This is a genomic window from Nocardiopsis flavescens (assembly GCF_900141985.1).
GTDB lineage: Bacteria > Actinomycetota > Actinomycetes > Streptosporangiales > Streptosporangiaceae > Nocardiopsis > Nocardiopsis flavescens.
The window spans coordinates 488071-501260 of the sequence record NZ_FQZK01000003.1 but is presented as its reverse complement, the minus strand read 5'-3'; the positions used below and the strand labels follow the sequence as shown (position 1 = coordinate 501260).

General features: G+C 74.0%; 12 protein-coding genes and 1 riboswitch. Of the genes, 7 read left to right on the top strand and 5 right to left on the bottom strand.

Features of this window, described 5'->3' with window-relative positions; all coding sequences use genetic code 11:
• Nucleotides 1-86: 86 nt before the first annotated feature.
• Complete coding sequence (locus tag BUE45_RS08875) at nt 87-1301, top strand: FAD-dependent monooxygenase (protein WP_073377334.1); 1215 nt, start codon at nt 87-89, stop codon at nt 1299-1301.
• Nucleotides 1302-1629: 328 nt separating this feature from the next.
• On the opposite strand, the gene argJ is transcribed toward BUE45_RS08875, so the two are convergent.
• Nucleotides 1630-2790: a bifunctional glutamate N-acetyltransferase/amino-acid acetyltransferase ArgJ gene (gene argJ / locus BUE45_RS08870; RefSeq protein ID WP_073377332.1), complete on the bottom strand. Its 1161-nt coding sequence runs from the start codon at nt 2788-2790 to the stop codon at nt 1630-1632.
• A 171-nt stretch (nt 2791-2961) separates the two neighbouring features.
• Here argJ and BUE45_RS08865 point away from each other — a divergent pair, with 171 nt between their 5' ends.
• Nucleotides 2962-3993: a serine hydrolase domain-containing protein gene (locus BUE45_RS08865; protein ID WP_073377519.1), complete on the top strand. Its 1032-nt coding sequence runs from the start codon at nt 2962-2964 to the stop codon at nt 3991-3993.
• A 91-nt stretch (nt 3994-4084) separates the two neighbouring features.
• Here the strand turns inward: BUE45_RS08865 and otsB are convergent, their stop codons facing one another.
• Nucleotides 4085-4912, bottom strand: a complete 828-nt coding sequence (gene otsB, locus BUE45_RS08860) for a trehalose-phosphatase (protein ID WP_073377330.1) — start codon at nt 4910-4912, stop codon at nt 4085-4087.
• A 251-nt stretch (nt 4913-5163) separates the two neighbouring features.
• Nucleotides 5164-5448 carry a DUF3263 domain-containing protein gene (locus BUE45_RS08855; RefSeq protein ID WP_073377328.1) on the bottom strand — a complete coding sequence of 95 codons (285 nt, stop codon included), beginning with the start codon at nt 5446-5448 and terminating at the stop codon, nt 5164-5166.
• A 193-nt stretch (nt 5449-5641) separates the two neighbouring features.
• On the opposite strand from BUE45_RS08855, the gene BUE45_RS08850 reads away from it, so the two are divergent.
• Together BUE45_RS08850 and BUE45_RS08845 are read left to right on the top strand one after the other, a co-directional pair.
• Entirely contained in the window at nt 5642-6796 is a 1155-nt protein-coding gene (locus BUE45_RS08850) for a S8 family serine peptidase (RefSeq protein ID WP_143173298.1), read from the top strand.
• Nucleotides 6797-7356: 560 nt separating this feature from the next.
• Nucleotides 7357-7950, top strand: coding sequence for a GrpB family protein (locus tag BUE45_RS08845; protein WP_073377324.1), 594 nt, complete (start codon nt 7357-7359; stop codon nt 7948-7950).
• Between the two features lie 12 nt (nt 7951-7962).
• Here the strand turns inward: BUE45_RS08845 and BUE45_RS08840 are convergent, their stop codons facing one another.
• Entirely contained in the window at nt 7963-8499 is a 537-nt protein-coding gene (locus BUE45_RS08840) for a hypothetical protein (protein WP_073377322.1), read from the bottom strand.
• Between the two features lie 170 nt (nt 8500-8669).
• A complete protein-coding gene (locus tag BUE45_RS08835; RefSeq protein ID WP_073377320.1) occupies nt 8670-10106 on the bottom strand; it encodes an alpha,alpha-trehalose-phosphate synthase (UDP-forming) in 1437 nt (478 codons plus the stop codon).
• 363 nt (nt 10107-10469) lie between these two features.
• Nucleotides 10470-10611, top strand: a riboswitch (SAM riboswitch).
• Between the two features lie 13 nt (nt 10612-10624).
• Between BUE45_RS08835 and thrC the strand changes: the two genes are divergently transcribed.
• From thrC to BUE45_RS08820, 3 genes are all read left to right on the top strand, one after another.
• The gene (gene thrC, locus BUE45_RS08830) at nt 10625-11884 is read left to right on the top strand and encodes a threonine synthase (RefSeq protein WP_073377318.1); all 1260 of its coding nucleotides are present in this window, start codon (nt 10625-10627) and stop codon (nt 11882-11884) included.
• 69 nt (nt 11885-11953) lie between these two features.
• Nucleotides 11954-12232 carry a ubiquitin-like small modifier protein 1 gene (locus BUE45_RS08825; RefSeq protein WP_073377316.1) on the top strand — a complete coding sequence of 93 codons (279 nt, stop codon included), beginning with the start codon at nt 11954-11956 and terminating at the stop codon, nt 12230-12232.
• A gap of 436 nt (nt 12233-12668) precedes the next feature.
• Nucleotides 12669-13151 carry a GNAT family N-acetyltransferase gene (locus tag BUE45_RS08820; protein WP_073377314.1) on the top strand — a complete coding sequence of 161 codons (483 nt, stop codon included), beginning with the start codon at nt 12669-12671 and terminating at the stop codon, nt 13149-13151.
• Nucleotides 13152-13190: the final 39 nt, after the last annotated feature.

The window sequence follows — 13190 nt, the reverse complement described above, 5'->3', positions numbered from 1 at the left end:
GGAGGTATACGGCCCGTGGGCGGGTAGGGTCCTTTTGTCGGGGTCCGTGTCCCCGGCATGGGCGTCCACGACACCAGGAGGTACGCGTGCCCACCCGGAACAGGACCGTTCTCGTCGCAGGAGCAGGCGTGGCGGGTTCCGCCTTCGCCTACTGGGCCGCACAGCACGGTTTCACCCCCACCGTCGTCGACCGGGAGCCCCGGGCGTCCTCCCGCATCTCCCGCGTCGAGATCGGCTTCGGCGGCGTCGGCGTCCTGGAGCGCATGGGCATCGTCGACCGCCTCGCCGACGAGGTCGGCCCCCCGCCCACCGTCGAGTTCCACTTCCGCGACGACGCCGAGCCGGTCCGGGTCCCCGCCGCCTCCCCGGAGACCACCCTGGTGGTGCGCCGCGACCCGCTCCTGCGGGAGCTGCGCGCCCTGGCCTCCGCCAACGCCGAGCACGTGTTCGGGGATTCCGTCACCGGCCTGGAGGAGACGCCGGACGGGGTGGACGTGGAGTTCGAGAACGGCCCCGCGCGCCGGTTCGACCTGGTCGTCGGCGCGGACGGGCTGCACTCCACGGTGCGGGGGCTCTCCTTCGAGGGCACCGAGGCGGACCACGTCCACGACCTCGGCGTCACCGTCGCGATCTTCACCGTCCCCGACTTCACCGGGCAGGACGCCCTGTCGTCGGTCCTGGTCAGGCCCGGTCGCGGCGCCATGCTCAGCGACATCCCCGGGGAGGACGCCCTGGAGGCCGTCCTGCTCCACCGCCGCCCGCGCGGCGGGCGGGACACGGAGCGGGAGACCCCCGAGGAGCTGGCCGCAGCCTTCGCCGAAGACGGGTGGCATGTGCCGCGCATCCTCGACGAGATGTCCCGTGCCGACGTGCGGATCGCGCCCACCCGGCAGGTCCGGCTGGACACCTGGAGCCGGGGGCGGGTGGTCCTGCTCGGCAACGCCGCGTTCTGCTCCGACCCCATGTCCGGCATGGACACGGCGCTGGCCCTCAAGGGCGCGATGTCGCTCGCCGGCGAGCTGGCCAGGGTGGAGGGCGACCACCGTTCGGGGTACTTCGCCTACGAGGCGGCGATGCGCCCGCACGTGGAGCACGCCCAGTGGATGGGGGAGTACACGGTGGACGGGGTCGCCCCCTCGGGCGGGTCGAGCGGACTGCGGCTGACCCGCGCGGCGGTGTGGGCGGGTGCGGTCGCCACCCGGGTGACGTCGTTCGTCACCGGCGGGAACAACCTCACCGACGCCGGTCCGGAGTTCCCCTTCGAGCGGTACGCGCCCGCGGGGGAGCGCGACACCGTCTGACCCGGCCCCCGGCGGGGGAGTCCCGGTCCGGGCCCACGGGCCCCGTCCGGTCCGGGCCGACAGCCCTGGCGCCGGCCCCGGCCGGCACGTGGAGCGTCCCGGGGGCGGCCGGGCCGGGGGCACCGGCCTCCCGGGCGCGGTGCCCTTCGCCCGGAGCCGCGGAGGACACCGCCGCCCCGCCGGCGGCGGGTGCGCTCCTGCCGCCGTTCGCGCGCCCCGGGCGCAGGGGGCGGGTGGGACGCACCCGCCCTCCGGCGCCCTCCGGGCGGACGCGGGACGGGCGGAGAGGCAGGGCAGGGGCGCGCGGCCCCGCCCCCTCCGCGGGCGGTCAGGTGGTGTAGTCCGCGTTGATGCGGATGTACCCCTCCGTCAGGTCGCAGCCGTAGGCGGTGAACCCGCCCTCGGCGATCCCCAGGTCCACCGAGACGACGACCTCGTCGCCCTTCATGTGCTCGGCCGCCCGGGCCAGCACCTCGTCGGTCGCCTCCGCAGGGTAGGTCTCCACGTCGCCGAACAGGATGCGGGTCCGCTCCGGCAGGATGTCGGTCTCGTCCGAGCACTTGCCGACCGCCATCGCCACCCGCCCCCAGTTGGGGTCGGCGCCGTGCACGGCCGTCTTGACCAGCGGGGAGTTCACGACCGCCTTGGCGACCCGCTTGGCCTGCGCGTCGTCGCGCGCCCCGGACACCCGCACCTCCAGCAGCTTGCCGGCGCCCTCGCCGTCCGCGGCGATCATCCGCACCAGCTCCAGGGCCACGCCGAAAAGCGCCTCCTCGAACGCGGCCGGCTCCACCGGCCCCGCCAGCCCGTTGGCGAACAGCGCCGCGGAGTCGCTCGTGGAGGTGTCCGTGTCGATGCTCAGCGCGTTGAAGGTGCGGTCCACCACCCGGCGGAACACCGCGTCCAGCACCGGCTGGTCGATCCGCGCGTCGGTGAAGAACCACGCCAGCATCGTCGCCATGTCCGGCTCGATCATGCCGACGCCCTTGGCGATCCCCGTGACGGTCGCCTCCCCCACCCGCGCCGAGGCGGTTTTGGGGTGGGTGTCCGTGGTCATCATCGCCGCCGCGGCCCGGTCCAGGTCGGCGGCCGGGAACTCCCCGGGCAGCCCGTCCAGGTGGGCCCGCACCTTGTCCATCGGGTAGGGGCGGCCGATCACGCCGGTGGACGCCACCAGGATCTCCTCGGCCGGCACCCCCGCCGCCGCGGCCACCCGCTCCTGGAACTCGCGCGCGTGCTCCTCGCCCGCCGCGCCGGTCGCCACGTTGGCGTTGCGGGCGATCACCGCGACGCCCCGCGCCCGGCCGTCGGCGGCGGCGCGCCGGCTGAGCAGCACGCTGGGCCCCGCGAACCGGGACCGGGTGAACACGGCCGACACGTGCGCGGGCACCTCGGACACCACCGCGAAGAAGTCGTCCTGGGGGTCCTTGATCCCGATGTTCCCGGCGACACCGCGGAAACCGGCGGGAACGGGGGTCTTGCTGCTCAATCGTCCTCCTCGGAGTCGTGGGCGCCAGACTACTCCGGTCGGGATCAAGGCCTTGATTACGGCCCTGACCTGCGAGGGTTTCGTCCTTCTCGGAGTCCGGAACGGTGTGACAACGTGTGGACAACGGGGTATCCGCCCGAGTGAGCGGAGAAGACCCGGGGGAGGCGTGTGGTGCGTGATGGAGATTGGCTCACGGAGACGGGTGCGCGTATCCGCGGCGTCCTGAAGGTGATGGTGGACGCGGGCTGGCTGCCGGGCGGTGCCGCCGTCATCGGGACCGGCGGCATGTGGGAGTTCGTGGCGGTCGGCAGGATCGACGAGATCCACGACACCGCCCCCGACGTCGCCTACGACGTCGCGAGTCTGACGAAGGTGATGGCCACCTGGCCGCTGGTCGGCCAGGCGGTGGCCGAGGGGATGCTCGATCTGGACGCCCCGATGTCCGAATACCTGGCCGCGGACGGCCTGCCCGGGGCCTCCGTGACCACCCGGCAGATCCTCACCCACACGGGCCGCCTCAATCCGGTGACCTGGCTGGAGAGGTACGTGGGCACCGACCAGGACCTGGCGGAGGCCATCCTGGCGGACCCGTTGGAGGAGCCGGGGTACCGGTACGTCGACCGCGGGTTCATCCTGCTCGGCCTGGTGCTGGAGCGGCTGTACGGGACGGGGCTCGACCGGCTGGCCGCGGACCTGTGGGACGAGATGGGCATGCGGTCGACGGCGTTCGGCCCGCTGGCCCGCTCACCCGGGGTCGCCCCCACGGAGCGGCGCCTGCCCGGGACGGCCCCGACCTGGGGCGTGGTGCACGACGAGGCCGCCGCGCTGATGGGAGGGGTGGCCGGGCACGCCGGAGCGTTCACCACCGCCATCGACCTGGGAGCGTTCGCGCGGGAGCTGCTGCGCATCCACGAGGGCGGCGACGGCCCGGTGCCGCCCTCGTTCGTGCGGGCGAGCTGGCGGCCGCACGTGGACGCCGGGCAGCGGCTGTGGCGCGGGCTGGGCTGGCTGGTGACCGCCGAGGGGGTGGTGTACCACAACGGGTTCACCGGGACGAGCCTGTTCATGCACCCCGAGAGCAGCCGGTACGTGGGGGTGCTGACCAACGCGGTGCACTACGGCCGGGACCGCACGGGCCTGGCGGACCTGCGCGCGGCGGCCCGGTCCGCGGTGTCGCCGCAGTCGCACGACTCCACGCCGTAGGGGGAGAGCCCGCCTCCGGAGCGGGAGCGGGTCCCGGTCCGCGCAGGCGCACGCGGACCGGGGGAGGCCTCCGGGGCCTCCCCCGCCCGGTTCAGCCCCGGGCCAGGGCCTGTTCCAGGCCGCCCAGGAACGCCGCCAGACCCGCGGGCCCCTGGACCACCAGGTCCGCGGCCTCGGCGATCCCGGCGGCCTCCCCGGTGGCCGAGGCCGAGCACACGGTCAGCCCGGGCACGCCCTCGGCGCGCAGCCGGACCACCGCGTCGAACGCGGGCAGGTCGCCCAGGTCGTCGCCTCCGAACAGCACCGAGCCGGCGGCCCGCTCCGCCACCAGGGCGGACAGGGCCGCGCCCTTGTCCACGCCCGCGGGGCGCAGCTCGATGACCATCCGGCCCGGCTCCACCCGCAGGCCCGCCCGGTCCGCCAGCTCCACCAGGTGCGGCTTCACCAGGTCCAGCGCGGCGTCCGGTTCGGCGGTGCGGCGGGTGTGCACCGCCAGCGAGCGTCCCTTGTCCTCGACCCACGTGCCCTCGGGTGCGCCGAGGGAGTCCAGCAGCCCGGGCAGCTCGGCCCGGACCAGGTCCACCCCCGGGGGCACCGGGACGGCGGTCTCGCGCCCGTCCTCCCAGCGCTCGGCGCCGTAGTGGCCCAGCACCACGATGCCCGGCACCCGGTCCAGCCCGCCCAGGCGGACGGCGGTGGCGGCCGGGCGCCCGGTGACGACGGCGACCGTGCCCAGCCGGCCGGCCAGCGCGGCGAGCAGTTCCACGATCCCCGGCTCGGGCGCGGAGTCGCGCGGATCGGCGACGATGGGCGCGAGGGTGCCGTCGAAGTCGAAGGCGACCAGCGCCCGTGCGGGGTCGGACAGCAGGGCGGCGAGGGCGGCGCGCCCCTCGGTCGTTCCGGGTGCGGGCAGCTGCATGGCGGGCCTTTCCGTCAGGGGCGGACTCCAACCTAACCGGAACGGGCGCGGGCCCCGCGGGCGTCGCACGACCGGTGTCCGATGTCCGTGCCGCGTTCGGCCGCCGTTCACCGGGTCCGGGGCATCATGGTGGTTCGTGTGGGATGAGAGAGGCGGGTGCGCACTTCGGTGCGCACCCGCACTTTTTGTCTGGTTTCGGGCCTGTGGTCGCGTCCGTGATATTCCGGTCGGCGTGTGACCGAAAAGGGGCCTCAGAGGCGGATGCCCAGCCGCCGCGCGTTGCGTTGGCGCTGGCGGTCGGCGCGCACCCGGCGCAGCCGCTTGACCGTCATGGGGTCGAAGGCCATCGCCTCCGGGCGGTCGACCAGCCCGTTCAGCAGCTGGTAGTACCGCGTGGCGGAGAACCCGAACTCGTCGCGGATCGCCTGCTCCTTGGAGCCTTCGAACTTCCACCACTGGCGCTCGAAGGCCAGGATGCGCTGATCGCGATCGGCAAGTGCCGACTGGCCGTCTTCGGCCGGACCGATATTCGGCATGGGACACCCCCTGCACGGGAAATTGGTTTGTCCGGATCGGCCCGACTCATGCTAGCGACTCGACATGCCGGATGCGGAGCGGAAAACCTAGGACTGGCAGCGACGATACAGTTGCCTTTCCTACCTCCACCGCCACTTGTCCACGCCGGGAACCTGTGCTCGTGACAGAATTACGGCCGTACAGGGGAGCAACATGAGGGAGCCTGTCGTGCTCGGGGGCATCAGCCGTCACAGGGAACACACCGGGACCGTCGCCGTGGCAGCGACCGTCCTGTTCGGCCTGGCAGCCGCCCCCGCGGCGGCGGACGGGGTGCCCGATTTCCGCCCGGAACAATGGGGGCTCCAGGCCGTCAACGCCCAGGAACTGTGGCCGGAAACACAGGGCCAGGGCATCACCGTCGCCCTCCCGGGGGCCTCGGTGCACGCCGACCACCCCGATCTGGTCGACAACCTGACGATCGACGAGGAACTCGGCTCCAACGACGGCGACGCCGACGCGGGCAGCGCCGCCGCCGCGCTGGTGGCCGGCCACGGGCACGGCATGGACGCCGACGGCGGCGTGCTCGGCGTGTCCCCCGACTCGGTGCTGCTGGTCATCCCGACCGAGGACCGGCTGGCCGCCGCCGTGCGCCACGCCGCCGACTCCGGCGCGCAGGTCATCCTGCTCCCCGAGATCCCCGAGGGCTCCGACCTCACCGGCGCCACCCGCGACGCCGTCGCCGCCGGGGCCCTGGTGGTCGGCCCGGCGGACAACCAGGCCGACCCCAACGTGCTGGCCGTCGGCGGCGTGGACGAGGAGTCGGAGCTGATCTCCGGCTCGCCCGACGCCGGGGCGATCGAACTGGTCGCCCCCGGCGCCGACCTGGAGACCGCCGGGCCCGACATGGGGCAGGTCCAGGTCACCGGCACCGAGTACGCGGCCGCGATGACCGCGGGCGCGGCCGCGCTGCTGCGCTCGGCCCACCCGCAGCTGCGCCCCGAGGAGATCCGCGCGGCCCTGGTGGAGGGCGGGCAGGAGGGTCCGGGCGGGTTGCCGAGCCTGCACCTGACCGGTGCCGAGGCGCAGGCCTCGGGAGCGGCGCAGGACGTCCCGCTCATCGACGAGGAACTGGCCGAGCAGGCCCAGGAGAGGCCGTCCGTGCCCGTCTGGGTGTGGTTCGCGATGGTCGGCCTGGTGCTGGCCCTGGGCATCGCCCTCATCGTGGTGTGGGTGCGCCGCTCCTCGGCCGACCCCTACGGGGTCAAGGCGGAGCGCGCGCTGGAGGACGCCGAGATCGCCGCGCAGCGCGCCGCGGAGGCGCCGCCCGCCTCCCGCCGCAAGAAGGGCGGCCGCCGCCGCAGGAACTGACCCGTCCCGCCCGCACGGCCCCGGGCCGCACGGGCGGGCGCTCCGCGCACCCGCCGCCGAACGCCCAGGCAGAAGGGCCGGGCGGCGCCGTGCGTACTATTCCCCCACCATTTCGCCGCACCGATCCGGCCGATTCCGCGCGGGGCTCGGGCGTCCGCCCGAGGCGTGCATGGGAACCGTGCCGGACCGGCGCGGCACGCCCATTTCGCCGGGGGAGCGGCTTTCGTTGGGGGCGCGGACGAAGGCCGTTTCCTCGAACACCTGTCCCGGGCCGCGGCCCCCGGCGCGTACGGCCGGGGCCGCCGGGGTGCTCTTGCTGATCTGACCTGCTGTGATGCCTGTCCTCTGTGGTCTGCGCGGCGGGGGAGGGGGTTTCGGAAGGAAAGATACGCGGGAAAGGGAGAAGCCGAAGAAAAAGAGGGAGATATTCTGCCCAAGAGTGTCCGGCGCGTTGCTCTCCGTGGCGATTCGGCTGTTAGTGGTGTGACGAATACACGTGCATATGTAAGCGACGCCGTATACTCTTGACTCAGGAGGGTGAACGGAGAAACCTTTGTGGAATGTCTCCCCTCGAAGCGTCACCGCTGCCCTCCCGCGGGGAATTGCGGATGGATCCCTCCCCCGAGCACCGCAACCTCGTCAACGGCCGCGTCCACATCTCCGACTACGACCCCAAGTGGCCGTACCTGTTCGTCCGCGAGGCCGAGCGGGTCCGCGCGGCCCTCGGCGACCGTGTCCTGCTCTTCGAGCACGTGGGCTCCACCGCGGTCCCGGGCCTGCCCGCCAAACCCTGCGTCGACCTGCTGCTGGTCGTCGCCGACTCCGCCGATGAGGGCGCCTACCTCCCCGACCTCTACTCCGTCGGCTACATGCTGGTGATCCGCGAGCCCGCCTGGTACGAGCACCGCGTGTTCAAGGGCCCCGACGTCAACCTCAACCTGCACGTCTTCAGCGAGGGCTGCCCGGAGGTCGAGCGGATGCGGATGTTCCGCGACCACCTCATCGCCGACGCCGGCGCCCGCGAGCGCTACGTGGCGGTCAAGCGCGAGCTGTCCGAGCGCACCTGGGAGAAGATCCAGGACTACTCCGAGGCCAAGTCCGCGGTGGTGCGCGAGCTGCTCGCCGAGGCCGGGGCACCCGCGCCCGAGGCCTGACCGGCACACCGCTCAGGGGCGGCGCCGGGCCAGACCCACCGTCACACCCGTCGCCAGGACGCCCCACACCAGGCAGTACAGACCGAAGAACGTTCCGCCCGAACCGGCGGACAGATCCCGCACCACCATGCCGACCGCGCCCGCCAGCACCACGGCCGCCACCCCGCCCAGGAGCGGTAGCGACAGCCGACGGGGTACCCGGCGGGCGCTCGGCAGGGCGCACAGCGCGAACAGCAGCGCCGCACCCAGCCCGACCCCGGCGTTGGCCCACTGGGCGGCGGCCACCTCCCCGGGGCCGTAGGCGGCGTAGGAGTCGGCCGCCACCCGGGGGCCGCCGGTCACCCCGAGCCGCCCGTCCAGTGCGTACGCCACCTTGGACGCGACGTAGAACAGCGACCACAGCGCCGCCGCCACCGCCCACCGGGCGGTGCGGGCCGGCCCCCGAACGGGGCCGGGCCCGGCGGAGCCGCGGACCCCGCCGCCCGAGGGCGGTCGCGGGGCGGGGACGGCGGTGGAGGAAGGGCGGGAGGTCGCGTCCGGGAAGTCCATGGCACGAGTCTCGCCCGCACCGCGGCGGCCGGCCTCCCCCGACGGGGGGAGAAGCCTCCCCCGGGCGAGGGGGCTCGCCGGGGCGGGCGGCCGGGCCCCGGCCGGTCCGGGGAGCGCGGCCGGTGCCGGAACCACCGCCGCCCCCTCGGAAGGGGCGCTCCGGGCGCCGGTCAGCCCAGGGAGCGCAGCTGGTCCTGGAACCACCGCCGGGGCGCAAGCGCCACCGCCGCCTCCACCAGCCGCTCCCGCCGCTGCCGCCGCTCGTCCGCGGGCATCGACAGCGCCCGGTGCAGCGCCCGCGCCGTCTCCACGGTGTCGTAGGGGTTGACCGTCAGCGCGTGCCGGCCCAGCTCGTCGGCGGCCCCGGCCTCGCGCGACAGCACCAGCACGGAGTCCCGCTCCGACAGCACCGGGCCCTCCTTGGCCACCAGGTTCATGCCGTCCCGGATCGGGTTCACCAGCAGCACGTCGGCCAGCTGGAACGAGGCCAGCGAGCGCGGGTAGTCGTCGTTGACCTCCAGGACCAGCGGCGTCCACCCGGACGTCGCGAACTCCTCGTTGATCTCCTTGGCCACCCGCAGCACCCGGTCCGTGTACTCGCGGTACTCGGGCACGTCGCCGCGGCTCGGGTAGGCGAACGCCAGGTGGGTCACCCGGCCGCGCCACTCCGGGTGCGCGAGCAGCAGCTCCCGGTACGCCTCCAGGCCCCGCACGATGTTCTTGGACAGCTCGGTCCGGTCCACGCGCACGATCAGCCGGGTGTCCCCGACCAGTTCCTCCAGGGTCTCCCGGCGGGCCGCCACCCGCGGGTCGGCGGCGCTCGCGCGCAGCTCGGCCTCGTCGGCGCCCAGGGCGTGCACGCCCACCCCGACCACCCGGCCGCCGTGCTCCACGGTCCGGCGGGAGAAGTCCACGTCCGCGCCCAGGATCTCCGCGCAGCAGCGCAGGAACGCGTCCGCCCACCGCGGGCTGAGGAAGCCCAGCCGGTCGGCGCCGAGCATGCCCGACAGCAGCTCCCGCGCGATGTCGTCGGGCAGCAGACGGAGGTACTCCGGGGGCGCCCACGGGGTGTGCGAGAAGTGTGCGATGCGCAGGTCGGGGCGGCGGGACCGCAGGATGCGCGGCACCAGCGCCAGGTGGTAGTCCTGCACGGCCACCCGGGCGCCGTCGGCCGCCCCCGCCACCAGCGCCTCGGCGAAGGCGTTGTTGTAGGCGGTGTAGTCCTCCCACCGGCGCCGGAACTCCGAGCCGAACGAGGGCTTGTTCGGGGTGTCGTACATCATGTGCTGGAGGAACCACAGCGTCGAGTTGGCGACCCCCGTGTACGCCCCCTGGAACGTCTCCTCCGGGATGTCGAGCATGTGGACGCGCATGCCGTCCAGGTCGTACTCCAGGTCCAGCCGCGCGCCCGGGGCGCGGGCGGCGGCCTCGCGGTCCGCGTCCGACAGGGCGGCGCACACCCAGATGCCGTCGACCTCGGTGGCCACCGAGATCATCCCCGACACCAGGCCCCCGCCGCCGCGCCGGTGCTCCAGCGCACCGTCCGGCGCGGTCGAGAAGGACACCGGCCCCCGGTTGGAGGCGATGAGGATCTGTGCCTTGTCCACGTGGTCTCGTCCTCTCGGGCGCGCGGTTCCGCGGGTCTGACGGGTCGGGCGAAGAATACGGAAACGGCCCCCGGGTCCGGCACACCGCCCGGTGCGCGAAAGGCGGGCGGCGGACGGCGGAGGGCGCACCCTAGGTCTCGCCGGTGGGCACCCGCCCCAAACCCGACCTCCGGCCCCCGGCGTGCGATGTCACCCCCCGGAAACACGGCACGTGCACGCGTCACCCCCGGACCTGCGCCGTCTCACCATGTGAGTCGGTTCGTGTTACCCGGATCACGCCCCGTGGAAAACGGCCCGACCCGTCCGTTACAGTGACCATGCCGGATCCGGAAGGAACCGACACAACGCTCGACAATTTCATATTGCTCATCCAGAGGGGTGGAGGGACCGGCCCTGCGAAGCCCCGGCAACCATCTCGGCGTACATCGCTCGCGCACACGCGAGGCGGCCGGGACAGGTGCCAACTCCGGCCTGGGGACAAGGTGTCCGCCAGGGAAGATGAGGGGAGACGCCTCGCCATGGCGATGACCGCCACCGAACCCACCGCCGTCCGCGCCTTCGGACCCGCAGCAGCGCTGTCCTGTCGCGAGTGCGGTGAGCGCTACGACCTCGCCCCCCGGTTCGCCTGCGAGTTCTGTTTCGGCCCGCTGGAAGTGGCCTACGACTTCGGCACCGTCACCCGTGCCGACATCGAGAGCGGCCCCGCCAACATCTGGCGCTACCGGCACCTGCTCCCGGTCCCGGACAACGTCGCCGAACTCCCCAACATGAACCCCGGCCTCACCCCCCTGGTCAGGGCCGACCGCCTCGCCGCCGAACTGGGCCTGGCCTCCCTGCACGTCAAGGACGACTCCGGCAACCCCACCCACTCCTTCAAGGACCGGGTGGTGGCCATCGCCGTCGAGGCCGCCCGCAACTTCGGGTTCACCACCCTGTCCTGCTCCTCCACCGGCAACCTGGCCGGCGCCGTCGGAGCCGCCGCCGCCCGGGCCGGGTTCGGGTCCTGCGTGTTCATCCCCGCGGGCCTGGAGGAGGCCAAGGTGGTCATGGCCGCCGTCTACGGCGGCCGGGTCGTGGCCATCGACGGCAACTACGACGACGTCAACCGCTTCTGCTCCGAGCTCATCGGCGACGAGGCGGGCGAGGGCTGGGGCTTCGTCAACGTCAACCTGCGCCCCTACTACGGCGAGGGCTCCAAGACGCTGGCCTACGAGATCGCCGAGCAGCTCGGCTGGCGGCTGCCCGAGCAGATCGTCGTGCCCATCGCCTCCGGCTCCCAGCTCACCAAGATCGACAAGGGCTTCCAGGAGCTGGTCGAGCTGGGCCTGGTGGAGGACCGGCCGTACAAGATCTTCGGCGCGCAGGCCACCGGCTGCTCCCCGGTCGCGCAGGCCTGGGAGAAGGGCCACGACGTCATCCAGCCGGTCAAGCCCGACACCATCGCCAAGTCGCTGGCCATCGGCAACCCGGCCGACGGCCCCTACGTCCTCGACATCGCCCGCCGCACCGGCGGATCGGTGGAGCACGTGGGCGACGACGAGGTGGTCGAGGCGATCTCGCTGCTGGCCCGCACCGAGGGCATCTTCGCCGAGACCGCGGGCGGCGTCACCACCGGCGTGCTGCGCAAGCTGGTCCGCGAGGGCCGGCTCGACCCCGGGGCCGAGACCGTCGTCCTCAACACCGGCGACGGGCTCAAGACCCTGAACGCGGTCAGTGCCGGGGTGACGGCCACCATCGCCCCGTCGCTGAAGGCGTTCACCGAGGCCGGGCTGGCCTGACCCCGCCCCCGGGGCGCCGCCGCGCCCCGGGGCCTTCATCCCACGACCCACACAGAGAAGAAGGACGCCATGAGCGCCAGCGTTCGCGTGCCCACCATCCTGCGCACCTACACCGACGACGCCGCCCAGGTGACCGCGCAGGGGAGCACCCTCGCCGAGGTCATCGACGACCTGGAGGCCAACCACCCGGGCATCCGGGCCCGCATCCTCGACGACGGCGGCAGGGTCCGCCGGTTCGTCAACGTCTACGTCGGCGACGAGGACGTGCGCTTCGCGAAGGGCCTGGAGACCGAGATCGCCGACGGCGCGCAGATCTCGATCATCCCCGCGGTCGCGGGCGGCTGCTGAGCCCCGGCCCCTCCGGCGCCCCGGGCGCCGGACCCCGTACACCGCCGCGGCCCACAAGGCCGGGCGGCTCCCCGGCCCCGCGTCCCCTCGGACGCGGGGCCGCCCTCGTTCCCGGGCGCGGTCGGGGGTGCGGGGGCGGGACGGTGTTCCCGGGCGGGGTCGCGCTGCGGGGCGTGCCGGAGGCGGGGTACGCGCCCAGGTGCGAGGCCCTCGGGCGGACTTCGGGGCGCGTGCCCGGGTGAGCAGGGCGGGCGCGGTTCCGCCAGGGGGCGGGGCCGCACCGCCCGGTGCGGGCCCGCGTGCGAGGCCCCGCAGACGGGGCGGGAGCGGCCGGCGGTTCCGGGTGCGGACCCGTTCGGCGGGCCGTGACCCGCGTCGCCCGGTCGCCGCGGGAAAACCCCTGTCGGGCCGGGGAGCCGGTCGGTACGGTGCCGCTATGGGCATCGAGATCAGGGATTTCCGGGACGGCGACCGCGAGGCGGTGCTGGAGCTGTCGCTGCTGGCATGGGAGCCGGTGCACGACTCGCTGCGGCGGGTACTCGGCGCGCGCATCTACGACCGGATGATCCCCGACTGGCGGATGAGCCAGCACGCGGAGGTCGGCGGTGCCCTCGACGACGCGGACACCACCGTGCGGGTGGCGGTCCGCAACGGGGAGGTCGCCGGGTTCTACGCCGTGGTGGTCCGGCCCAAGGACGACTCCGGCGAGGTCACCCTGCTGGCCGTGCACCCGGCCCACCAGCGGGTCGGCGCGGGCGAGGCCCTCGCCCGGCACGCGGTGGACTGGATCCGCGCCCAGGGCATGGGCATGGCCGTCATCGAGACCGGGGGGGACGAGGCGCACGCGGGCGCACGCCGCACCTACGAGAAGGCCGGGCTCACCCCGCTGCCCGTCGTCCGGTACTTCCAGGACCTGTGAGGCGTCGGGGCGGTCCCCGGGACCGGTCGTAACCTGGAG

Excerpts from the sequence above, each read along its gene's own strand:
- BUE45_RS08845 (WP_073377324.1), top strand. The coding sequence starts at position 7,357 with ATGTCTCCCCTCGAAGCGTCACCGCTGCCCTCCCGCGGGGAATTGCGG.
- BUE45_RS08825 (WP_073377316.1), top strand. The coding sequence starts at position 11,954 with ATGAGCGCCAGCGTTCGCGTGCCCACCATCCTGCGCACCTACACCGAC.
- thrC (WP_073377318.1), top strand. The coding sequence starts at position 10,625 with ATGGCGATGACCGCCACCGAACCCACCGCCGTCCGCGCCTTCGGACCC.
- BUE45_RS08820 (WP_073377314.1), top strand. The coding sequence starts at position 12,669 with ATGGGCATCGAGATCAGGGATTTCCGGGACGGCGACCGCGAGGCGGTG.
- BUE45_RS08855 (WP_073377328.1), bottom strand. The coding sequence starts at position 5,448 with ATGCCGAATATCGGTCCGGCCGAAGACGGCCAGTCGGCACTTGCCGAT.
- otsB (WP_073377330.1), bottom strand. The coding sequence starts at position 4,912 with ATGCAGCTGCCCGCACCCGGAACGACCGAGGGGCGCGCCGCCCTCGCC.
- BUE45_RS08850 (WP_143173298.1), top strand. The coding sequence starts at position 5,642 with ATGAGGGAGCCTGTCGTGCTCGGGGGCATCAGCCGTCACAGGGAACAC.
- BUE45_RS08840 (WP_073377322.1), bottom strand. The coding sequence starts at position 8,499 with ATGGACTTCCCGGACGCGACCTCCCGCCCTTCCTCCACCGCCGTCCCC.